The organism is Micromonospora marina (genome assembly GCF_900091565.1).
In the GTDB taxonomy this organism is placed as follows: Bacteria; Actinomycetota; Actinomycetes; order Mycobacteriales; family Micromonosporaceae; genus Micromonospora; species Micromonospora marina.
Genome location: NZ_FMCV01000014.1, coordinates 81,286 through 102,447, shown reverse-complemented (window position 1 = coordinate 102,447; position 21,162 = coordinate 81,286). Strand labels below are relative to the sequence as shown.

General features: G+C 73.0%; 20 protein-coding genes. 10 read left to right on the top strand and 10 right to left on the bottom strand.

The genetic code is table 11. The features are described from left to right. Genes GA0070215_RS17670 through GA0070215_RS17660 form a run of 3 tightly spaced genes read left to right on the top strand, consistent with a single transcriptional unit; the run spans position 1 to position 2,716 of the window. Positions 1-927, top strand: coding sequence for a hypothetical protein (locus GA0070215_RS17670; RefSeq protein WP_091047554.1), 927 nt, complete (start codon positions 1-3; stop codon positions 925-927). A 43-nt stretch (positions 928-970) separates the two neighbouring features. Next, positions 971-1,711 (top strand): SCO6745 family protein, encoded by a 741-nt coding sequence (locus GA0070215_RS17665; RefSeq protein ID WP_091047549.1) that lies wholly within the window; start codon positions 971-973, stop codon positions 1,709-1,711. 42 nt (positions 1,712-1,753) lie between these two features. Then, positions 1,754-2,716 (top strand): GNAT family N-acetyltransferase, encoded by a 963-nt coding sequence (locus tag GA0070215_RS17660; RefSeq protein ID WP_091047545.1) that lies wholly within the window; start codon positions 1,754-1,756, stop codon positions 2,714-2,716. Between the two features lie 74 nt (positions 2,717-2,790). On the opposite strand, the gene GA0070215_RS17655 is transcribed toward GA0070215_RS17660, so the two are convergent. Continuing rightward, complete coding sequence (locus tag GA0070215_RS17655) at positions 2,791-3,246, bottom strand: gamma-glutamylcyclotransferase family protein (RefSeq protein WP_036345689.1); 456 nt, start codon at positions 3,244-3,246, stop codon at positions 2,791-2,793. A 164-nt stretch (positions 3,247-3,410) separates the two neighbouring features. Here GA0070215_RS17655 and GA0070215_RS17650 point away from each other — a divergent pair, with 164 nt between their 5' ends. After that, positions 3,411-4,814: an NAD(P)H-quinone dehydrogenase gene (locus GA0070215_RS17650; protein ID WP_018786102.1), complete on the top strand. Its 1,404-nt coding sequence runs from the start codon at positions 3,411-3,413 to the stop codon at positions 4,812-4,814. Positions 4,815-4,839: 25 nt separating this feature from the next. On the opposite strand, the gene GA0070215_RS17645 is transcribed toward GA0070215_RS17650, so the two are convergent. The 3 genes from GA0070215_RS17645 to GA0070215_RS17635 all read right to left on the bottom strand — a co-directional run bounded on the left by GA0070215_RS17645 (position 4,840) and on the right by GA0070215_RS17635 (position 6,433). After that, positions 4,840-5,493 (bottom strand): DUF998 domain-containing protein, encoded by a 654-nt coding sequence (locus GA0070215_RS17645; protein ID WP_091047543.1) that lies wholly within the window; start codon positions 5,491-5,493, stop codon positions 4,840-4,842. A gap of 96 nt (positions 5,494-5,589) precedes the next feature. Beyond that, entirely contained in the window at positions 5,590-5,772 is a 183-nt protein-coding gene (locus GA0070215_RS17640; protein WP_051090483.1) for a hypothetical protein, read from the bottom strand. A 37-nt stretch (positions 5,773-5,809) separates the two neighbouring features. Next, complete coding sequence (locus tag GA0070215_RS17635) at positions 5,810-6,433, bottom strand: DedA family protein (protein ID WP_091047661.1); 624 nt, start codon at positions 6,431-6,433, stop codon at positions 5,810-5,812. A gap of 463 nt (positions 6,434-6,896) precedes the next feature. On the opposite strand from GA0070215_RS17635, the gene thrS reads away from it, so the two are divergent. After that, on the top strand, positions 6,897-8,153 hold the full coding sequence (gene thrS / locus GA0070215_RS17630) for a threonine--tRNA ligase (RefSeq protein ID WP_341844997.1): 1,257 nt from the start codon (positions 6,897-6,899) through the stop codon (positions 8,151-8,153). Positions 8,154-8,223: 70 nt separating this feature from the next. Here thrS and GA0070215_RS17625 read toward each other — a convergent pair whose 3' ends face one another. The 4 genes from GA0070215_RS17625 to GA0070215_RS17610 form a co-directional block, all read right to left on the bottom strand. Continuing rightward, complete coding sequence (locus tag GA0070215_RS17625) at positions 8,224-10,269, bottom strand: ABC transporter ATP-binding protein (RefSeq protein WP_091047535.1); 2,046 nt, start codon at positions 10,267-10,269, stop codon at positions 8,224-8,226. Beyond that, complete coding sequence (locus tag GA0070215_RS17620; protein ID WP_091047532.1) at positions 10,269-12,002, bottom strand: ABC transporter ATP-binding protein; 1,734 nt, start codon at positions 12,000-12,002, stop codon at positions 10,269-10,271. The genes GA0070215_RS17625 and GA0070215_RS17620 overlap by 1 nt, the downstream gene beginning before the upstream one ends. Further along, positions 11,996-12,517 (bottom strand): MarR family winged helix-turn-helix transcriptional regulator, encoded by a 522-nt coding sequence (locus tag GA0070215_RS17615; protein ID WP_091047658.1) that lies wholly within the window; start codon positions 12,515-12,517, stop codon positions 11,996-11,998. The genes GA0070215_RS17620 and GA0070215_RS17615 overlap by 7 nt, the downstream gene beginning before the upstream one ends. A 103-nt stretch (positions 12,518-12,620) precedes the next feature. Continuing rightward, on the bottom strand, positions 12,621-13,064 hold the full coding sequence (locus tag GA0070215_RS17610; protein WP_091047528.1) for a DoxX family protein: 444 nt from the start codon (positions 13,062-13,064) through the stop codon (positions 12,621-12,623). 85 nt (positions 13,065-13,149) lie between these two features. Here GA0070215_RS17610 and GA0070215_RS17605 point away from each other — a divergent pair, with 85 nt between their 5' ends. Beyond that, positions 13,150-13,689, top strand: coding sequence for a TetR/AcrR family transcriptional regulator (locus GA0070215_RS17605; protein WP_091047524.1), 540 nt, complete (start codon positions 13,150-13,152; stop codon positions 13,687-13,689). Positions 13,690-13,705: 16 nt separating this feature from the next. On the opposite strand, the gene GA0070215_RS17600 is transcribed toward GA0070215_RS17605, so the two are convergent. Both GA0070215_RS17600 and GA0070215_RS17595 read right to left on the bottom strand, forming a co-directional pair. After that, entirely contained in the window at positions 13,706-15,145 is a 1,440-nt protein-coding gene (locus GA0070215_RS17600) for a GuaB1 family IMP dehydrogenase-related protein (protein ID WP_018786112.1), read from the bottom strand. A 126-nt stretch (positions 15,146-15,271) separates the two neighbouring features. Next, positions 15,272-17,023: an acetyl/propionyl/methylcrotonyl-CoA carboxylase subunit alpha gene (locus GA0070215_RS17595; RefSeq protein WP_091047521.1), complete on the bottom strand. Its 1,752-nt coding sequence runs from the start codon at positions 17,021-17,023 to the stop codon at positions 15,272-15,274. Positions 17,024-17,155: 132 nt separating this feature from the next. On the opposite strand from GA0070215_RS17595, the gene GA0070215_RS17590 reads away from it, so the two are divergent. The 4 genes from GA0070215_RS17590 (at position 17,156) to GA0070215_RS17575 (ending at position 21,149) form a co-directional block, all read left to right on the top strand. Beyond that, complete coding sequence (locus tag GA0070215_RS17590; RefSeq protein ID WP_091047517.1) at positions 17,156-17,746, top strand: PadR family transcriptional regulator; 591 nt, start codon at positions 17,156-17,158, stop codon at positions 17,744-17,746. 127 nt (positions 17,747-17,873) lie between these two features. Then, entirely contained in the window at positions 17,874-18,833 is a 960-nt protein-coding gene (locus GA0070215_RS17585; RefSeq protein ID WP_091047512.1) for an ATP-binding cassette domain-containing protein, read from the top strand. A gap of 17 nt (positions 18,834-18,850) precedes the next feature. Then, positions 18,851-19,606, top strand: coding sequence for an ABC transporter permease (locus GA0070215_RS17580; RefSeq protein ID WP_013284036.1), 756 nt, complete (start codon positions 18,851-18,853; stop codon positions 19,604-19,606). Positions 19,607-19,721: 115 nt separating this feature from the next. Then, entirely contained in the window at positions 19,722-21,149 is a 1,428-nt protein-coding gene (locus GA0070215_RS17575) for an MFS transporter (protein ID WP_091047508.1), read from the top strand. The last annotated feature ends 13 nt before the right edge of the window (positions 21,150-21,162 follow it).

Below are 21,162 nucleotides of genomic sequence, written 5' to 3'. Positions count from 1 at the left end.
ATGGCCGGGGTGCCCGTGGAGGTGATCCGGCAGCTCTACGCCACGCCGCCGGACCGGTTCGTCGCGGCCCGGGACGCCGCCGTCGCGCAGGCGCGGCAGTCCGGCGACCCGCGTACCGCCCGGGAGATCGGGAAGCTGCGCCGCCCCACCGTGGCGGCCTGGCTGGTCAACCTGCTGGCGATCCGCCGTCCCGAGCTGGTCGCCGATCTGACCCAGCTGGCCGAGTCGCTGCGCGCCGCGCAACGCGACCTGCGCGGCGGCACACTGCGGGAACTGTCCGCGCAGCGGCGCGCCGTCGTGGGCGCGCTGGTGGCCGAGGTACGCCGGCTCGCCGCCGCCGAACCCGCCGCGCCCCCGGCCGGCAAGCTGCCGCTGGGCGAGGTGGAGGCGACACTCAACGCCGCGCTGTCGGACACCGAGGTGGCCGAGCAGGTACGCGCCGGACGCCTGCTGCGGGCCAGCCACTACGCCGGGTTCGGTGAGGTGCCCCGCCCCCAGCTCCGGCTCGTGACAGGGGGTGAGGAGGCGCCGGTCGTACCGGATCGGGCGGCCGAGCGGGCCGACGCGCGCCGGGCCCGCGACGAGCGGGCGGCGCGGGCCGAACGGGCCGGGCGGCGGCGGACCGCGACCCGGGAGCTGACCCGGGCCCGCGCGGACCTCGACCGGGCCGAGAAGGAACTGGCGACGGCCGACGCGGCCGAGCGGGACGGCGCCGCCACGCTGGACCGGATCGAGACCGAACTGGCCGAGCTGGAGCGTCGCCGGGCCGTGGCCGAGCAGGAGCTGAGCCGGGCCCGGCTGGCCCGCCGGGGCGCGGAACGGGCGGTCACCGCGGCCCGGCGCCGGGCCGGTGAGGTGGAGGCCGTGTTGGAGGCGCTCGACGCCGAAGAGGGGGATGCCGACAGCGGTGATCACCCGGCAGACTGAGCGTGATGAATGGCTTCGGTAGAGTGACGGCGACGGGCGGCCGATGACCCCGGAACAGCTCGCCGCCGCCTGCAAACCGCTCGTGCTCGAACTCGGGGAGGCGTTCGCCCGCTGCCCGTCCACGCTGCGCCGGGCGCGGCTGCTGGGCATCTCCGGGTGGGCCTTCTACATCACCGGGCGGGCCGGTGCGCTCGGTGACGTCCGCGCCGAGACGGTCGCCGCGGCGCTCGGCTTCATCGCGCCGGAGGCGGTCACGGACGGCTGGGACGCCGCCGCACGGACCGTCCCGCCGCTGGAGGTGGCCACCGCCAACCTGGCCGAATGCTGCCGGTGGGGCACCGCCCGGCTGGGCGACGGCGCGGAGTCGTCCCGGCTCGCCGCGCTGCTGGGCCGGGCGGTCGACGCGGCGGACGCCAGCGGCATGCCGCTGTTCGCCGCCTGGCGGGCCATGCGGGTGCCCGATCCGTCCCCGGGGGCGCGGGCGGCGGTGGGCATGCTCCTGCTGCGCGAGCACTTCGCCGGGGCGTACCTGCTGGCGGTGCGGGCCGCCGGGCTGACGCCGCTGGAGGGGGTGCTGGCCGGGCCGGAGGGCGAGGCCGGGGCGGCCGCGTGCGGGTGGGTGCCGCCGTACCCGCCGGTCGGGCCGCTGGTGCGACGCCGGCTGTGGGCCGAGGCGGTGACCGACCGGCTGGCGTCGGCGGCGTTCCGCGCGCTGGACGCCGCCGAGGGTACTGAGCTGCTGGGACTGCTCGGCGCGGCGCGGCAGCGCGCCCGCGGCGGATAAATGGGAGGCGACCCGCCCGGTCCGACTGCCAGGATCTGGCCCGTGACGCTCCCTGCCGGCTGGTCGGCCCGCCGCCCGACCCTCGACGACGTGCCCGCGATCCTGGCGGTGGTGCACGCTTCCGACACCTTCGCCGTGGGCTACCCCGACTTCGACGACGAGGACGTTCGGTCCGCGCTGACCGCGCCGTTCGTCGACCCGGACCGGGACTCCTGGCTGGTCACCGACCCGGACGGCACGGCGGTGGCCTGGTCGATCCTGGCCAACCCGAGTGGCGTAGGCCGGGAGTGGGTGGACGTCCTCGTCGACCCCGACCGCGGCGCCGACCTGCGCGCCCCGCTGCTGGACCGGCTGCTGGAGCGGGTCGCCGAACGGGCCGCCGAACGCGGCCTGCCCGCGCTGACCGCGCGCACCGGGGTGTACGCGCCGGAGACCCGCTGGGCCGGTGAGCTGGCCGAGGCCGGGTTCACCCGGATCAAGCGCTACATCCGGATGAGCCGCTCGTTCCACGACCTGACCGCCGAGCCGGCGCTCCCGCCCGGGGTGACGGTGCGGCCGCTGCGCGCCGACGACGAGAACGACCTGCGGCTGTTCCACCGGATCTACGACACCGCGTTCCAGGACACCCCGGACCACGACCCGCTCGACTTCGAGCAGTGGCGGGACCTGCTGCCGTCGTACGGCAAGGTCTGGGACGAGTGGCTCCTGGCCGAGGTCGACGGCGAGCCGGCCGGCGCGCTCCAGTCCTCCGACCAGGCACTCGACCAGGACCTGGGGTGGGTGCGGACGCTGTCGGTGCTGCCCGCGTACCGGCGCCGGGGGGTGGGTGCGGCGCTGCTGCGTCGGGCCTTCGCGACCTACGCGGCTAAGGGCCGCACCGGCGCCGGGCTCGGCGTCGACCTGGCCAACCCGACCGCGCCGGTCACGCTCTACCGTTCCGTCGGGCTGGTGGACGAGCGCTGGACCGACATGTACGAGCGGAGTGTGCCCGCCTCGCGGGTGTGACCCGGCACGCCCGTACCGGGGTCGCCGAGCGGCCGGGCGGCGCTCCGGCGCACACTGTCGGGGTGGGAGACGCGCTACGCGGACGCGGTGCCGGTGGGACGGGACCGCAGCTCGGTGACGTAGTCGTCCGGCGCGCCCGCCTTCTCCGCGGCGTTCGCCAGCTCCGAGAGGTACCACGCGGTGGGCAGCCCGCCCTCGTACCCGTCGAACACGTAGACCCACGCGGTCACGTCGCCGTCGAGCGTCGAGACGCGGACGGTCAGCTTGCGGTACGTCCCGGCGGTCACGCCCTCGAGCTCGTCGAGCTGCGCGGCGTCGTACGGGTGGATGTCGTAGAGCGCCACGAACACCCGGTCACCGGGGGACTCGACGACGGTGCTGACCGAGCCCTCCCACCCGATGACGTCCTCGCCGGCGAAGGTGAGCCGCCACCCCTCAAGCCAGCCGGTGCCCACCATCGGCGAATGCGGGCAGTAGGCGCGCATGCGGGCGGGATCGAGGTTCGAGCCGTAAGCAGCGTAGAGACCCACGGCGACGACGATAGCCCGGCTGGCGGGTGGGGGAGAATACGACAGTGCGTGTCGGACGGGACGGGGAGAAAAAGTCACTGTGAGCACAGACGAGGGGCGACTGCTGTGAGCGCGAGGAGTGCAGCGGAGCGGAGCCCCGCAGTCGCGAACGAAGGGATGGCTCTGTGAGCCAGATCGTGATCATCGGCGGCGGGCCGGCCGGGTACGAGGCGGCTCTGGTCGCCGCGCAGTTGGACGCCGATGTCACAGTGGTCGAGGCGGAGGGCGCCGGTGGTGCCTGCGTGCTGTCCGACTGCGTGCCCTCCAAGACGTTCATCGCCAGCTCCGAGGTGGTCACCGGCTACCGGGACACCGAGGAGTTCGGGGTGCACTCCGACGGCCTGGAGGCGGTCACCGTCGACGCCCCGGCGGTGCACGAGCGGGTCAAGCGGCTCGCGCTGGCACAGTCCGCCGACATCCACACCAAGCTGGTCAAGGCCGGGGTCGAGTTCGTCGCCGGCACGGCCCGCCTCGGCGAGGACACGCTCGGCCACACCCACCGGGTGATCGTCACCCCGGCCGGCGGGGGCGCGGAATACTCCATCGCCGCGTCGACGGTGCTCGTCGCGACCGGCGCGACCCCCCGCCAGTTGCCCACCGCCGTACCGGACGGCGAGCGCATCCTGACCTGGCGCCAGGTGTACGACCTGCCGGAGCTGCCCGAGCACCTGATCGTGGTCGGCTCCGGCGTGACCGGTGCCGAGTTCGCCAGCGCGTACCTCGCCATGGGCGTGAAGGTCACGCTCGTGTCCAGCCGGGACCGGGTCATGCCGCACGAGGACGCCGACGCCGCGTCGGCGATCGAGCGGGTGTTCCGCAACCGGGGCATGAGCATCCTGAACAACTCCCGCGCCGAGGCGGTCCGCCGCGTCGGCGACGGGGTGGAGGTGGTGCTGTCCGACGGCCGCCAGGTCACCGGCTCGCACGCGCTGATCGCTGTCGGCTCGATCCCGAACACCGCCGACCTGGGCCTGGCCGAGTACGGCGTGGAGCTGGCCCGGGGCGGCTACGTGACTGTCGACCGGGTCTCCCGTACCAATGTGCCGGGCATCTACGCGGCGGGTGACTGCACCGGCGTGCTGCCGCTGGCGAGCGTCGCGGCCATGCAGGGCCGCATCGCCATGTGGCACGCGCTGGGCGAGGCGGTCCGGCCGCTGCGGTTGCGTACCGTCGCCGCGAACGTCTTCACCGATCCGGAGCTGGCCACCGTCGGCGTCTCCCAGGACGAGGTGGACGCGGGTAAGACTCCGGCCCGTCAGGTGATGCTGCCGCTGTCCGGCAACGCCCGGGCGAAGATGGACGACCTGGCCGACGGCTTCGTCAAGCTGTTCTGCCGGCCGGCGAGCGGCCAGGTGATCGGCGGCGTGGTGGTGGCGCCGAAGGCCAGCGAGCTGATCCTGCCGATCACGATGGCGGTGGAGAACAACCTCACCGTCAACGAGCTGGCCCACACGATCACCATCTACCCGAGCCTGTCCGGCTCCATCACCGAGGCCGCCCGCCAGCTCATGCTCCACGAGCTGGAGTAGCCCTCCCGCCCCCGCTGCTCGTCGATCATGGAGTTGCGGCCCCCGGTCCGACCGGTATGCCCGGTCCGTGCGGGGCCACGACTGCATGATCGACGGCTTTGGTCAGGGTGAGGTGCACGGCCAGGGTGGTCAGGAGGGCCGTCTCCGTCAGGATCAGCGCGCGCTCGATCAGGCCGAGCAGGGCACGGTCGCCGGGGTAGGCGGACCAGATCATCGCGGCCGCCAGCACCAGGCTGGCCACGGTCAGCCCGCGCAGCCAGGCGGCGGCCCCGGCGACCGGATGGCGGGCGAGCAGCCAGCCGGCCACCGGCAGGGCCAGGAACGACAGCACCGAGGCGTACCGGTGCACGTACGCGGCGGTGTCCATCGGCGTACCCGGCTCGTTCGTGGGCACCACGGCGGCGGCCAGCAGCCCGGCCGACCAGGCGGTCAGCAGCGCGAGCGGCACCCGGCCCGCACCCGCCCGGCGCAGCGACGGCAGCAGCACCAGACTGGCCGCCGCGAGCACCGCCATCGCCGTGTCGATGACGCCGCCGCGATCGGAGACGGCGAAGTCGCTGACGGTCAGCGACCAGGGATCCAGATCGTCGTTCACCTCGAGGTGACCGACCGTCGCGAGCACCGCCGCCAGGACGATCCCGCCGAGGGCCAGCAGGCCACTTCTCCGCGTTCCAGGCATACGGCCAGCCTGTCGCCGCGACCGCCCCAGACGGATCCGGGACCACCACCCACTCCACTACCCGGGTCGTCCCCTACCGGACCCCCGAGAACCGCGTCAGGTGAGTTCGGATCGAGGTGGATCGTCCGCCCGGTCTCCCGTCGGTTGCGCGGCGGCGATCGATGCCAGCATCTGCTCCCTGAGATGTCTGCGCTGCGCCGCGCGCTCGGCGTCGTCCCACGAAGGATCGATCCGCCGGGCCCTGGCCTTGGCGTCGTGCCACCTCGCCGCGTCGTTCATGGCCTGTGCTTCCTTCACGTCGATCAGGTGCTCGGGGTCAGCTGCCGGCGGAGTCGGCGGTGGCCTCGGCGCGGGTCTGCCGGTTGTTGCTGATCCAGGTCATCGCCCACCCGGCCAGCGCGAACCCCGCAGCGGCCACCCCACCGATCAGCAGCAGCCGCCACGCGGAGTGGGTCAGCGCCGTACCGCCCAGGTGACCGACGAGCGTGCCGTAGCTGGACCAGGCCAGGGCCGCCGCCGCCTCGTACGGCAGGAACAGGCGGTACGGGTAGCGGCTGCGCCCGGCCGAGAAGCAGGCCGCCATCCGGCCGCCCGGTACGAAACGGCAGAGCAGGATCACCAGCGGCCCCGGTTCCCGCAGCCCCCGGGTGACCCGGGTGACCGCCCGGCGTGCCCTGCCGGGTGTGGTGGCGCGTGCCGCGCGGCGGGTCGGCGTACTGCGGCCGATCAGGTAGCAGGCGAGGTCACCGATGAACACGCCGGCCGCGCCGACCGCGATGGTCAGCGGCAGGCTGAGCCCGCCGTACACGGTCAGCGCCCCACTGGTGATCATGAGGAGCTGGGTCGGCACCACCGGGACGAAGGCGTCGGCGATCAGCAGGATCAGCAGCAGCGCGTACGCCCACATGGGCGACGCGACGTCAGAGATGAGTTCGGCCACGACCGCCACCTCGCCGGGGTTCTCCGTTCGACCGGATCGAGCCGGACGCCGTGTCCGTCGTCACCATCACCGGCCCCACCGCACGATGACAGCCGGCTCCGGCAGGCCGTAGATGGGAAACGAGGCGGCCCGCCTGCGGGTGACGGGTCATCGGGGCGTACCACCCGGGGCAGGGCGGCACATCGTCGATTCCCGGCGTACCGTTTATCGCACGCGGCACCGGAGCCGTCGGGTCCGCCGTTTCCGATGCCCGGGCCGCCGCGGGTCGCCGGCAGGTCCCGTGCCGGCGACCCGCACCCGTCCTCCGAAATCCAGGTGCACCGTCGACATCCGCGCGCCTATCGTCCGGGCATGCGCAGCGCGGTAGTGACCACGACGCCGGGTGTTCCCGGCGCGCCGCACTGACGTTTCCGTCGACGAGGCCCCGGGGCGATCCGCTCCGGGGCCTCGCGGCGTTCCCGGCCTGCTCGCCTCCGGGTCGTACCCGAACAAGGAGAGCGACATGATCGACCACCGCAGGCTCGGCCGGGAGCTGGAGCTGTTCGTCTCCGATCCGCTCGCGGGCGCCGGGCTGCCGATCTGGCTGCCGGCCGGCGCCGCCGCCCGGCACGCCGTCGAGGAGTACGTCCGGGAGTTGGAGCGCCGGGCCGGCTACCGGCACGTCTACTCGCCGCCGCTCGGCAAGCGGGAGCTGTTCGAGCTGTCCGGGCACCTGGGCTACTTCGCCGACGACATGTTCCCGCCGATGCGGCTGAGCGCCGACGACGAGTTCGTGCTGCGCCCGGCGCTCTGCCCGCACCACGCCCTCGTGTTCCGCGCCCGCGGCCGGTCCTACCGGGAACTGCCGCTGCGGGTCGCCGAGCTGGGCGGGATGTACCGGGCGGAACGCTCCGGGGTGCTCGGCGGGCTGTCCCGGGTGCGGGCCATCTCGCTGAACGACGCGCACAACTTCTGCGCCCTGGAGCAGGTCGGCGACGAGGTCCGCGAGATCCTGCGGCTGATCGGCGAGGCGCACGCCGTGCTCGGCGTCCGTCCGGCCGGGTTCCGGTTGTCGCTGCGCGGGCCGGACCAGCGGTACGTGGGCGACGACGCGAGCTGGGCGCGGGCCGAGGAAATGCTCCGCGCCGCGCTCGACGGGGTGGACGTCGTCGAGGTGCCCGGCGAGGCCGCATTCTACGGCCCGAAGATCGACATTCAGATCGTGGACGCGGCCGGCCGGGAGTCGACCATCTCCACCGTCCAGCTCGACTTCGACAAGCCGGAGCGGTTCGACCTGTCGTACACCGGCTCGGACGGCCGCCGGAAACGGCCGGTGATGGTGCACCGGAGTCTGGTCGGCAGCATGGAGCGGCTGTTCGCGTACCTGATCGAGGTGCACGAGGGCGCCTTCCCCGCCTGGTACGCCCCGGTGCAGTTGCTGCTGCTCCCGGTCGACGCGGCGCAGGCCGACGCGGCCGCCGGGCTGGCCCGCCGGGCCGAGGCGGCCGGGCTGCGGGTCGAGGTGGACCAGGCCGGTTCGCTGGGTGCGCGGATCCGGGACGCGTCCCGCCGCCGCGTCCCGTACACCGGGGTTCTCGGCGCCCGGGAGGCGGCCGGCGGGTCGCTCTCGCTGCGCCTGCGCGACGGCCGGGTGCTCGACCCGATGCCCGCCGCGCAGGCGCTGGGCCTGATCGGGGCGGTGGTCGCGAGCCGGTCGGCGGGGCTGCTCCCGCCGGCCTGACCCCGGCCCGTCCGGGTGCCGGGAGGGCACCCGGACGGGGACCGGTGCCGGACCTGTGGCCGGGTCCACGTCAGTTCCCGACCGGCGTGCCGGCGCGCGTTCCCGGCGGGCCGGCCGGGGCGGGCGCCGGCACCTCGTCGGAGATCACCGCGCCGCTGAACTGCGCCCGGTAGAGCCGGGCGTACGCGCCTCCGGCGGCGACGAGCTGATCGTGGGTGCCCTGCTCGACGATCCTGCCCTGCTCCATCATCAGGATCAGGTCGGCGTCGCGGATGGTGGACAGCCGGTGCGCGATGACGAAACTCGTCCGGTCCGAGCGCAACGCCGCCATGGCCCGCTGGAGCAGCACCTCGGTCCGGGTGTCCACCGAGCTGGTCGCCTCGTCCAGGATCAGCAGCGACGGCTCGGCCAGGAACGCGCGGGCGATGGTGATGAGCTGCTTCTCCCCGGCGCTGACGTTGCTGCCCTCCTCGTCGATCACCGTGTCGTAGCCGTCCGGCAGGCTGCGGACGAACCGGTCCACGAACGTCGCCCGGGCGGCGGCGACGATCTCCTCCTCGGTGGCGTCCGGCCGGCCGTAGGCGATGTTGTCCCGGATGGTCCCGCCGAACAGCCAGGTGTCCTGGAGCACCATGCCGATCCGGCCGCGCAGGTCGTCGCGGCGCATCGTGGAGATGTCCACCCCGTCCAGTGTGATCCGCCCGGCGTCCAGCTCGTAGAACCGCATGACCAGGTTGACCAGTGTCGTCTTGCCGGCGCCGGTGGGACCGACGATGGCGACCGTGTGGCCCGGCTCGGCGACCAGCGACAGGTCGTCGATGAGCGGCTTCTCCGGGTCGTACCGGAACGACACGTGCTCGAACTCGACCCGCCCGTGCGGGTCGGCGACCCGGGCCGGCTCGGCCGGGTCGGGGCTCTGCTCGTCCGCGTCGAGCACGGCGAAGACCCGCTCGGCCGAGGCGACCCCGGACTGCAGCAGGTTGGCCATCGACGCGACCTGGGTGAGCGGCTGGGTGAACTGCCGCGAGTACTGGATGAACGCCTGCACGTCACCGAGGCTCATCGACCCCGACGCGACCCGCAGGCCGCCGACCACGGCGATCGCGACGTAGCTGAGGTTCCCGATGAAGAACATCGCCGGCATGATCAGCCCGGAGACGAACTGCGCGCCGAAGCCGGCCCGGAACAGCTCCTCGTTCTTGGCGTGGAAGGCGGCCTCGACCTCCTTCTGCCGGCCGAAGACCTTGACCAGCTCGTGCCCGGTGTACGCCTCCTCGATCTGGCCGTTCAGCTCACCGGTGTGCTTCCACTGGGCGATGAACTTGCCCTGCGACCGCTTGGCGACCTGGCCGGTGACCACCACCGACAGCGGCACCGCGACGAGCGCGACGACCGCCAGCAGCGGCGAGATCCAGAACATCATCCCGAGTACGCCGACGACGGTGAGCAGCGACGTGAGCAGCTGGCTCAGCGTCTGCTGGAGCGTCTGCGACACGTTGTCGATGTCGTTCGTGACGCGGCTGAGCAGCTCACCGCGGGGCTGCTTGTCGAAGTAGGGCAGCGGCAGCCGGTTGAGCTTGTCCTCCACGTCGGCGCGCAGCGTCAGCACGGTGCGCTGCACCACCCCGTTGAGCACCCAGCCCTGCGCCCACTGGAGCATGCTCGCGCCGACGTAGAGCACGACAGCGAATGCCAGCACCCGGCCCAGCGCGTCGAAGTCGATGCCGGTGCCCGGGATCACGTCCATCCGTGCCAGCATGTCGGCGAAGTTGCCGTTGCCCTCGGCGCGGGCCGCCTCCGCCGCCGCCTCGGTGGTGGTGCCCGGCGGCAGCTGCCGCCCGATCACCCCGCTGAAGATGATGTCGGTGGCGTGGCCGAGCACCTTCGGACCGATGACGCTGAGCCCGACGCTGGCCAGGGCCAGCGCGAGCACGCCGGTGAGCTGGAGCCGGTACGGCCGCAGCCGCCCCAGCAGCCGGCGTGCCGACGGCCCGAAGTTCATCGCCTTCTCGGCCGGCATGCCCATGCTCATGAGCGGCGGGCCGCCGCCGGGACGCCGCCCGGCCGGTGGCAGCCGCGTCGGCTCGTTCTTCTGCTGCGGTACCGACGACGTCATCAGGCCGCCACCTCCGCCGTCTGCTGCGACGCCACGATCTCGGCGTACGTGGGGCAGCTCTCCAGCAGTTCCTCGTGTCGTCCCATGCCGACGACACCCCCGTCCTCGAGCACGATGATCTGGTCGGCGTCGACGATCGTGGAGACCCGTTGGGCCACGATCACCACCGCCGCGTCCGCGGTGACCGGCTTGAGGGCGGCCCGCAGCCGGGCGTCCGTGCCGAGGTCGAGCGCGGAGAAGGAGTCGTCGAACAGGTAGATCTCCGGCTTGCGGACGAGCGCGCGGGCGATGGCCAGGCGTTGCCGCTGGCCGCCGGAGACGTTCGTGCCGCCCTGCGCGATCGGCGCCTCCAGCCCGCCCGGCATCTCGGCGACGAAGTCGCGTGCCTGGGCGATCTCCAGCGCTGCCCACAGGTCCGCGTCGGTGGCGTCCGGGTTGCCGTAGCGCAGGTTGCTGGCGACGGTGCCGGTGAACAGGTACGGCCGCTGGGGCACCAGCCCGATCCGCCGCCACAACTCGTCCGGAGCCAGGTCCCGTACGTCCACGCCGTCGACCAGGACGGTGCCGGCGGTCGGGTCGACCAGCCGGGGGATGAGCGTCAGCAGCGTGGTCTTGCCGGCGCCGGTGGATCCGATGATCGCCGTGGTCCGGCCCGGCCCGGCGCGGAACGAGATGTCGTGCAGCACCGGGGCGCTCGCGCCCGGGTACTGGAACCCGGCGCCGCGTAGTTCCAGCTCACCCCGGCCGGTGACCTCGGTGACCGGGTCGGGCGACGGCACCACCGACGAGTCGGTGTCCAGCACCTCCTCGATGCGCTCGGCGCAGACCGCGGCCCGGGGCACCATCATCAGCATGAAGGTGGCCATCATGACCGCCATCAGGATCTGCATCAGGTACTGCAGGAACGCGGTGAGCGCGCCGACCTGGATCTGACCGGAGTCGACCCGCGCGGCGCCGAACCAGAGCACCGCGACGCTGGAGACGTTCAGCACCAGCATCACGATCGGGAAGATCAGCGCCTGGAGCCGCCCGATCCGCAGCGCGGTGGTGGTCAGGTCGGTGTTCGCGACCCGGAACCGGTCGGTCTCGTACGGCTCACGGACGAACGCCCGGACCACGCGGATGCCGGTGATCTGTTCGCGCAGCACCCGGTTGACGGTGTCTATCCGGGTCTGCATGAGCCGGAAGCCCGGCACCATCCGGCGGATGATCAGGCCCAGCGCGACGGCGAGCACCGGTACGCAGACCACCACGAGCCAGGAAAGCCCGACGTCCTCGCGCAGCGCCATCACCACGCCGCCGACGCTCATGATCGGCGCGGCCACGAGCATGGTGCAGCTCAGCAGCACCAGCATCTGCACCTGCTGGACGTCGTTGGTGTTGCGGGTGATCAGGGACGGCGCCCCGAACCGGGCGACCTCGCGGGCGGAGAAGGTGTTGACGCGCCGGAAGATCGAGCCGCGTACGTCGCGGCCGAATGCCATCGCGGTTTTCGCGCCGAAGTACACGGCGGCGATCGAGCAGGCGATCTGGAGCAGGCTGACCAGCAGCATCCACCCGCCCGTACGGATGATCTGGTCGGTGTCGCCGACCGCGACGCCCCGGTCGATGATGTCGGCGTTGAGGCTGGGCAGGTAGAGCGAGGCGATGGTGCCGACGAACTGGAACGCCACCACGGCGGCCAGCCATCGTCGGTACGGGTGCAGATGTGTGCGGAGCAGGCGGATCAACACGGATGGCTCCCCGTCGGCGGCTCGGTGTCGGACTCGCTGTCCCGGTTCAACCGACGGAGGTCCCCGTCGGACATGCCGGTGATGATTTCGATCAGGAACTCGCGGATCACCGCCCGGTTGGCCGGGTCGGCGTCGACCGACGTCAACGGCCGGCCGCTGTGGATCATGTCGATGATGGCGCGGGCGTGGTCGCCGCCCTTGTCGGTCAGGGTGAGCCGGACCGTGCGGCGGTCCTCCGGGGCGCGACGGCGGCTGACGAAGCCGTCGCGTTCGAGCGTGTCCACGATGCCGGTGAGCGTGGCGGGCCGGACGAAGCACAGCTCGGCCATTTCCCGGTGGCTCACGTCGCCGGAGCGGAGGAGGATCATCAGGACCCGCATGCCGGCGGACGTGAGCCCGTGGTGTTCGGCCAGGTATCGCCCCCAGTGCTGCTCGACGACGTGACCGGCGATCGAGATCAGCCGGCCGAGTGGTGCGTGGTGCAACGCGTCGGGGAAGCGGACGAGCGGGCCCATGTTCACGGGCGTCAGGTTAGCCCCCGAATCATCAGGGCCCAAACTATTTCTGAGAATCTCCTCAGCCACCCTCGGCGCGGACGCGCCGCCGGGCCGCGGCAGCTCATCCGCCGAGGGTCACCGCCAGCGCCGCTGCCACGAACACGACCTGGAGCACCGTACGCGCGCCGAGCGGCGTCACCGGGCGCCCGGCGAGCGTGAGGCGACGCCGCTCGGCTGACACGTTCGCCGGGAACATGGCGAGCGTCAGCAGTGCCAGCCCGGCTGCGGCCCAGCGCGCGGTGGCCGGGAACAGCAGGGCGAGCGCGCCGGCGAGTTCCAGCACTCCGGTCACGGTGACCAGCAGGCCGGGCCGGGGCAGCGACGGCGGGACCATCGCGATCAGGTCGCCCCGGCGGGACGCGAAGTGGGCCACGCCGGTCAGTGCGAACATCAGCGCCAGTCCGACCCGCAGCGCGGGGTGCCACCCGTCCAGGGCGTCCACGCCGAGCAGGCCGGCGGTCCGGGCCAGCGCGGCACCGGCGAGGAGTGCGATCAGGGGTGCCATGTGCCGATCCCTCCGACTGTCATCTTGTCGATGACAAGATTGCGCGGCGCGTACCATCTTGTCAATGGCAAGTTAGGGTGGCGGCATGGCCTCGTATCACCACGGCGACCTCCGTCGCGTCCTGCTCGGCACCGCGGCCGACGCGATCGCCGAGTCCGGGCCGGCCGCGCTGAGCCTGCGTGAACTGGCCCGGCGGGCCGGGGTCTCGCACGCCGCGCCCGCGCACCACTTCGGCGACAAGGCCGGGCTGCTCACCGCGTTCGCCACCCAGGGCTTCGACCTGCTCGCCGACGCGTTGCGGCAGGCCGGGGACGACCTGCTGGACACGGGCGTGGCCTACGTCGGGTTCGCGGTGCGGCACCGGGCACACTTCGACGTCATGTTCCGGCCCGAGCTGTACCGGGCCGGCGACCCCGAGCTGGCCGCCGCCCGCGCCCGGTCCGGCGAACTGCTGCGCGGCGGCGTGGCCCGGCACACCGGGCGGGAGCCGGACGCCGACGCGCTCGCGGCCTGGTCGATCGTGCACGGCTTCGCCACGCTCTGGCTCTCCGGCGCGCTGCCGCCCCGCGTGGGCGACGACCCGGAGGCCGCCGCCCGTACCGTGATCAGGCGGTTGTTCGACTGAGCCGGTGGGCCCGGCGTCACCAGCTCGTCGGCAGCGGCATCCCCTCGGTGTACCCGGCGGCGCTCTGCACGCCGACGAGCGCCCGCTCGTGGAACTCCTCCAGGCTGCGCGCGCCCCCGTACGTGAACGCGCTGCGCACCCCCGAGATGATCTCGTCGATCAGGTCCTCGACGCCGGGCCGGTTCGGGTCCAGATACATCCGGGCCGAGGAGATGCCCTCCTCGAAGATCGCCTTCCGGGCCCTGTCGAACGCGCTGTCCTCGGCTGTGCGGGCGCTCACCGCACGCGACGACGCCATGCCGAAGCTCTCCTTGTAGCGCCGCCCGTCGGCGTCCGTGTAGAGGTCGCCCGGGGACTCGTAGGTACCGGCGAACCAGGAGCCGATCATCACGTTCGAGGCGCCCGCCGCGAGCGCCAGCGCCACGTCCCGCGGATGCCGTACGCCGCCGTCGGCCCACACGTGCCGCCCCAGCGAACGGGCCGCCGCCGCGCAGTCGAGCACCGCGGAGAACTGCGGACGCCCCACGCCGGTCATCATCCGGGTGGTGCACATCGCACCCGGACCGACGCCCACCTTCACGATGTCCGCGCCCGCGTCGACCAGGTCGCGTACGCCTTCGGCGGTCACCACGTTCCCGGCCGCCACCGGCACCGGCGGGTCCAGCCGGCGGACCGCCCGCAGCGCCTGGAGCATCCGCTCCTGGTGCCCGTGCGCGGTGTCCACGACGAGCGTGTCCACCCCGGCCTCCAGCAGCGCGGCGGCCTTGCCGGTGACGTCGCCGTTGATGCCCACCGCGGCGGCGATCCGCAGCCGGCCCCGGTCGTCCACAGCGGGCTTGTAGAGCGTGGCGCGCAGCGCGCCCTGCCGGGTCAGCACCCCGACCAGGCGGCCGTCGCCGTCGACCACCGGCGCGATCCGCCGCCGGCCCGCCGACAGCCGGTCGAATCCGGTACGCGGGTCCGCGTCCGCCCCGACGGTGTGCAACTCGGTCGACATCACGTGCCGGAGCTGGGCGAACCGGTCCACGCCGACGGTGTCCGCCTCGGTCACCACGCCCATCGGCCGGCTGTCCGCGTCGACCACGACCACCGCGCCGTGCGAGCGCTTCGGCAGCAGGTGGATGGCGTCGCCGACGGTGTCGGTCGGGCCGAGCGTGATCGCCGTGTCGTGCACCAGGTGCCGCCGCTTGACCCAGCCGACCACGTCGGCGACGACCTCGATCGGGATGTCCTGCGGGATCACCGCCACCGCGCCGCGCCGGGCCACGGTCTCGGCCATCCGCCGGCCCGCGACGGCCGTCATGTTCGCCACCACCAGCGGGATCGTCGTGCCGGTCCCGTCGGTGGTGGCCAGGTCGACGTCGAGCCGGGAGCCCACCTCGGAACGGTTGGGCGCCATGAAGACGTCGTTGTAGGTCAGGTCGTGCGCGGGGACCGCGCCGTGAAGGAACCGCACCCGGCCATCATTCCCGCCCGGCGGCGCTCCCGCCCCCGGTGGTGGCTCAGACCACCCGGCCCCGCGCTGTCAAGAAGGGGCCCCTTCTCTACCGCACGCGTTAACAAGGGGCCCTTCCTTTGCACCTCAGGCGATGGTGCAGATCGCCGCGCCGGCGGTGATCACCGCGCCGACTTCGGCCGCGAGCCCGCTCACCGTGCCGGCCTTGTGCGCGTGCAGCGGCTGCTCCATCTTCATCGCCTCCAGCACCACGACCAGGTCGCCCTCGGCCACCTGGTCGCCGTCGGCGACGGCGATCTTCACGATCGTGCCCTGCATCGGCGAGGTGAGCGTGTCACCGCTGACCGCGGCACCCGCCTTGCCCCCGCCACCCCGGCGGGCCGGCTTCTTCGCGGCGGGCGCGGCTGCCGCCGTACCCGCGCCGAGCCCGGCGGGGAGGACGACCTCCAGCCGCTTGCCGCCCACCTCGACCACGACCGTCTCGCGCCCGGCCGGTTCGTCGGCGGGGCCGGCGGCGGCGGTGAAGGCCGGGACGGTGTTGTCCCACTCGGTCTCGATCCACCGGGTGTGCACGGTGAACGGCTCGGCGGTGAACGCCTCGTCGCGGATCACCAGGCGGTGGAAGGGCAGCGCGGTGGCCATGCCGTCGACCACCATCTCGTCGAGCGCCCGGCGGGCCCGCTCCAGCGCCTCGGTCCGCGTCTCGCCGACGATGATCACCTTGGCCAGCAGCGAGTCGAAGTTGCCGCCGATCACGTCCCCGGCTGAGATGCCGGTGTCCACCCGCACGCCCGGCCCGGAGGGCAGGCGCAGGGCGGTGACGGCGCCCGGGGCGGGCAGGAAGTTACGGCCCGGATCCTCGCCGTTGATCCGGAACTCGATGGCGTGCCCGCGCGGCGTCGGGTCCTCGGTGAAGCGCAGCTTCTCCCCGTCGGCGATGCGGAACTGCTCGCGCACCAGGTCGATGCCGGCGGTCTCCTCGGTCACCGGGTGCTCGACCTGGAGCCGGGTGTTGACCTCCAGGAACGAGATCGTGCCGTCCGCGCCGACCAGGTATTCGACGGTCCCGGCGCCGTGATAGCCGGCCTCGCGGCAGATGGCCTTGGCGCTGTCGTGGATCTGGGCGCGCTGGGCGTCGGTGAGGAACGGCGCGGGCGCCTCCTCGACCAGCTTCTGGTGGCGGCGCTGCAACGAGCAGTCCCGGGTGCCCACCACGATCACGTTGCCGTGCTGGTCGGCCAGCACCTGCGCCTCCACGTGGCGCGGCTTGTCCAGGTAGCGCTCGACGAAGCACTCGCCCCGGCCGAACGCGGCGACCGCCTCGCGGGTGGCCGACTCGAACAGGTGCGGGATCTCCTCCATGGTGCGGGCGACCTTCAGGCCGCGCCCGCCACCGCCGAAGGCGGCCTTGATGGCGACCGGCAGGCCGTGGTCGACGGCGAACGCCATCACCTCGTCCGCGTTGCCCACCGGGTCCGGGGTGCCGGGCACCAGCGGCGCGCCGGCGCGCTGCGCGATGTGCCGGGCGGTCACCTTGTCGCCCAGGTCGCGGATCGCCTGCGGGGTGGGGCCGATCCAGGTCAGCCCGGCGTCGATGACGGCCTGGGCGAAGTCGGCGTTCTCGGAGAGGAAGCCGTAGCCGGGGTGCACCGCGTCCGCGCCGGCGCGGGCCGCCACGTCGATCAGCTTGTCGATGCGCAGGTAGCTGTCGGCGGCGGTGTCGCCGCCGAGCGCGTACGCCTCGTCGGCGAGCGTGGCGTGCAGGGCGTCCCGGTCGGAGTCCGCGTAGACGGCGACGCTGGCCAGCCCGGCGTCGCGGCAGGCGCGGATGACGCGGACGGCGATCTCGCCGCGGTTGGCGATGAGAACCTTGCGCACCTTGTGGCTCCTCCCGGGAGGTCGTTGCCGGGAGTTTAGCGGCCGAGCTGCGGAGCCTAACGATCGCTCAGTGTGGGATGCGGCACTGTAGTCAAACTTGGTTATTACGCTTGCCCCGTGTCGGCGACGCGGATGATGATTCTCGGCCTGGTCAGGTGGATGCAGCCGGTGCACGGCTACGACGTGCGCCGCGAACTGCTCAGTTGGAGCGCGGACAAGTGGGCGAACGTGCAGCCCGGCTCGATCTACCACGCGTTGCGCAAGCTCACCGACGAGGGCCTGCTGCGGACCGTCTCGGTCGAGCAGGTGGGCGCCCGCCCGGCGCGCACCACGTACGAGGTGACGGCGAAGGGGGAGGACGAGTTCGAGACGTTGCTGCGGGCGCAGTGGTGGCAGGTCCAGGAGCCGCCTGATCCGTTCGTCGCGGCGTTCTCGTTCCTGCCGGCGATGCCGCGCGAGGAGGCCGCGGCGGCGCTGCGCAACCGGGCGAACCTGCTCCGGGCCGGGGTCGAGTCGATGCGTGCCTCGCTCGACTCGGACTGGGTAGGCACCCGCAAGCCGGTGCACGTCGGGTGGATGTTCGAGCTGTGGCTGGCCCGGGCCGAGGCGGAGACGGCCTGGTGCGAGCGGATCGCGGAGCGGATCGAGTCGGGAGTGTCGTACCTGTCCGATGGGATGGAGCGTGCCGAGGGCTGGTCGGGCTGGACCGACGGAACCCGATGACACGACATAATCAAAGTTGACCAAAAACGCTATATCGCGTTAGCCTCAGCGGGAATCGCGGGGGATTCGTGCGTCCTCGCGGACGATCGGCGGCCGCTCAGGTCCGCCCGGACGACCAGGAGCAGAAATGATCGAGACCAGGGGGTTGCGGAAGTCGTACCGCTCCCGCGCGGGTCGCGAGACGAAGACAGTCGACGCGGTCCGCGGCGTCAACCTCGACGTCGCAGCGGGGGAGATCTTCGGTTTCCTCGGGCCCAACGGCGCCGGCAAGACCACCACGCTGCGGATGCTGGCCACCCTCATCGAGCCGGACGGCGGCGAGGCCACGGTGGCCGGTGCCGACCTGCGCAAGAACCCGGCCGAGGTGCGCCGCCGGATCGGCTACGTGGCCCAGGGCGGCAGCACCTGGGACGAGTCGAGCGCCCGCGAGGAGTTGGTGCTCCAGGCCCGCCTCTACGGCATCGGCAAGGCCGAGGCGCACCGCCGCGCCGAGCGCGCGCTCGAAGCCTTCCAGCTCGCCGAGTACGCCGACCGCAAGACCAAGACCTACTCCGGCGGGCAGCGCCGGCGCGTCGAGATCGCCCTCGGCATCATCCACGAGCCGAAGATCGTCTTCCTGGACGAGCCGACCACCGGCCTCGACCCGCAGAGCCGCGCGCACATGTGGGACGAGATCCGCCGGCTGCGTACCGAGGGGATGACCGTCTTCATCACCACGCACTACCTGGACGAGGCGGACGCGCTCTGCGACCGCATCGCGATCATGGACCACGGCGAGGTCGTCGCCGAGGGCACACCGGCCGAGCTGAAGCGGGAGATCTCCGGCGAAGTGGTGATCGTCGGCCTGGACGCCGCCACCACCCCGCGCGCCGCCGAGCTGTTCGACACCGAGGCGTACGTGAGCAAGCTGGAGACCGTCGACGAGGGCGGCCTGCGCCTCTACGTCGACGAGGGCGCCACCGCCATCCCGCAGGTGCTGCGCCGCCTCGACCACGCCGGGCTGGACCTGCGCTCGATCGAGCTGCACCGCCCCAGCCTCGACGACGTCTTCCTCACCAAGACCGGCCGCTCGCTGCGCGAGTCCTGACCCCCGGAGAAGCTGTCATGAAACTCGCCCGCGACACCTGGCTGATCTTCCAGCGTCAGACGCAACTGCTGCTGCGCAACCCGGTATGGATCTTCGTCGGCGTCTTCCAGCCGGTGATGTACCTGCTCCTGTTCGCCCCGCTGCTCAAGCCGGCGCTGAACGCGCCCACGCAGGCCGCCGCATACAAGATCTTCGTGCCCGGCCTGCTCGTGCTGCTGGCCATCTTCGGCGGCCTGTTCCAGGGCTTCGGCCTGATCGCCGAACTGCGCGCCGGCGTGATCGAACGCTCCCGGGTCACCCCGGTCAGCCGGCTCGCCCTGCTGCTCGGCCGCTCGCTGCGCGACGTCGTCTCGCTGATCGCGCAGGCGATCATCATCACCCTGCTGGCGCTCGCGTTCGACCTGCGCGTGTTCATCGGCAACCTGCTCCTGGCGTACCTGATGCTCGCCCTCATCGCGCTGATGACCTCGGCCGTCTCCTACGGCATCGCACTCAAGGTCAAGAGCGAGGACGCGCTCGCCCCGCTGATGAACACCGTCGCGCAGCCGGTACTGCTGCTCTCCGGCATCCTGCTGCCGCTCACCTTCGCCCCGGGCTGGCTCCAGGGCGTGGCCAAGTGGAACCCGTTCTCCTGGGCGGTCGAGGGCACCCGCGCGCTGTTCAACGGCGACCTCGGCAACGACCGCGTCTGGCAGGGCCTCGGCATCATCGCGGTGCTCGCCGCCGCGGGCGTGTTCTGGGCCGCCCGCCAGTTCGCCCGCAGCGTTCGTTGAAGGAGGGGCCCCCTTTTAACGCCTCCGGTAGAGGAGGGGGCCCCGCTTAACACCCCACGAGAGCTGGCTCTCACTCACGGCGGGGCACCGCCCGGGCGCGCGTAGCGTAAGGCCCGTGCCCCGCCTCACCCGTGACCGGATCACCTGGCTGACCTACGCCCAGCTCGGCCTGTGGGGCTTCTTCCTCTACGGGTTCGGCCCGGTCGTGCCCCTGCTCCGCGACGAGCAGGGCACCAGCGCCGCCGTCGCCGGCCTGCACAGCACCGGCATCGCTGTGGGCGCGCTCGCCGGCGGCGCGCTGTTCGCCCCGGTCGCCCGCCGCCTCGGCCGCGGCCCGGCCATCTGGCTCGGCCTAGCCGGCGTCGCCGCCGGTGTCTCAACGCTCGGCCTGCTCCGCCCGCTGCCGGCCACGCTCGCCGCCGTCGCTGTCGTCGCCACCTTCGGCATGATGGTCGTCAGCGGCGTCAGCGTGGTGCTCACCGCCCGGCACGGACCCGCCGCCCCCGCCGCGCTCACCGAGGCCAACGCGGCCTGCGCCGGCATGGGCATCCTGGCGCCGCTGACCATCGGCGCCACCGTCGACGCGGGTCTCGGCTGGCGACCGCTGATGGCCGTCGAGGTCGGCCTGATCACGCTCGTCGCCCTCGCGGCGCTGACCTTCCGGGTACGCGTGTCGCGACGCGGCCCCGCTGGCGCGGCTGCCGGTGCGCCTATCCCCGTCGCCGCCTCCACCCGGGTTCCCGCCGTCCCCGCTTCCGAGGTCGCCGTGCCCGCCGTGCCCGCTCCCGCCGTGCCCGCTCCCGCCGTGCCCGCTCCTGCCGTGCCCGCTCCTGCCGTGCCTGCTTCTGCCGTCCCCGCTTCGGTCGTTCCGGCCTCCGGTGCCGCCGAAGCCGCCGTGCCCGCTCAGTCCGTCCCGGCTTCGGCAGTTCCCGCCTCCGGCGTGCCCGTTTCCTCCGACTCGGGTGCGGCGGGGCGGCTGCCGCGTGCGTACTGGATCGCCTGGGTCCTGATGTCCGTCACCGGCTCGATCGAGGTGTGCCTGTCGTTGTGGACCGCCGACGTGCTGCGGACCCACGCCGGGTTGAGCGCGGGCGGGGCGTCGGCGGCGGTCGCCGCGATCGTCTGCGGCATGTTCGCCGGGCGGATCGCCGGTGGCCGGGCCGCGCTGCGCTGGGCGCCGGTACCGCTGCTGCTCGGCGCGCTCACCGTCTCGGGGGCCGGGTTCGCGCTGTTCTGGGGCAGTACGGTCGGCTGGCTCGCGGTCACCGGGCTGGTCGTGCTCGGGCTCGGCAACGCGCTGCACTACCCGCTGGCGATCTCGATCGCGCTCGCCGTCGCCGGTCCGGCCGCGGACAAGGCGGCGGGCTGGTCTGCGTACTCGATGGGTGTGGGTTTCGGGATCGCGCCGGTGGCGCTCGGGTGGGTGGCCGACGGCGTCGGCCCGCACCCGGCGTTCCTGCTGCTGCCCGCGTTCATCGCGGTCGCGGTGCTGCTCACGGTGCGGCTGGGCCGCGCCCTGCGTGCGCCGGGCCGCGCGGCTTGATCGACTCCACTAC

Excerpts from the sequence above, each read along its gene's own strand:
- GA0070215_RS17670 (WP_091047554.1), top strand. The coding sequence starts at position 1 with ATGGCCGGGGTGCCCGTGGAGGTGATCCGGCAGCTCTACGCCACGCCG.
- GA0070215_RS17665 (WP_091047549.1), top strand. The coding sequence starts at position 971 with ATGACCCCGGAACAGCTCGCCGCCGCCTGCAAACCGCTCGTGCTCGAA.
- GA0070215_RS17645 (WP_091047543.1), bottom strand. The coding sequence starts at position 5,493 with ATGCCTGGAACGCGGAGAAGTGGCCTGCTGGCCCTCGGCGGGATCGTC.
- GA0070215_RS17640 (WP_051090483.1), bottom strand. The coding sequence starts at position 5,772 with ATGAACGACGCGGCGAGGTGGCACGACGCCAAGGCCAGGGCCCGGCGG.
- GA0070215_RS17625 (WP_091047535.1), bottom strand. The coding sequence starts at position 10,269 with ATGACGTCGTCGGTACCGCAGCAGAAGAACGAGCCGACGCGGCTGCCA.
- GA0070215_RS17615 (WP_091047658.1), bottom strand. The coding sequence starts at position 12,517 with ATGGGCCCGCTCGTCCGCTTCCCCGACGCGTTGCACCACGCACCACTC.
- GA0070215_RS17610 (WP_091047528.1), bottom strand. The coding sequence starts at position 13,064 with ATGGCACCCCTGATCGCACTCCTCGCCGGTGCCGCGCTGGCCCGGACC.
- GA0070215_RS17605 (WP_091047524.1), top strand. The coding sequence starts at position 13,150 with ATGGCCTCGTATCACCACGGCGACCTCCGTCGCGTCCTGCTCGGCACC.
- GA0070215_RS17590 (WP_091047517.1), top strand. The coding sequence starts at position 17,156 with ATGATGATTCTCGGCCTGGTCAGGTGGATGCAGCCGGTGCACGGCTAC.
- GA0070215_RS17585 (WP_091047512.1), top strand. The coding sequence starts at position 17,874 with ATGATCGAGACCAGGGGGTTGCGGAAGTCGTACCGCTCCCGCGCGGGT.
- GA0070215_RS17580 (WP_013284036.1), top strand. The coding sequence starts at position 18,851 with ATGAAACTCGCCCGCGACACCTGGCTGATCTTCCAGCGTCAGACGCAA.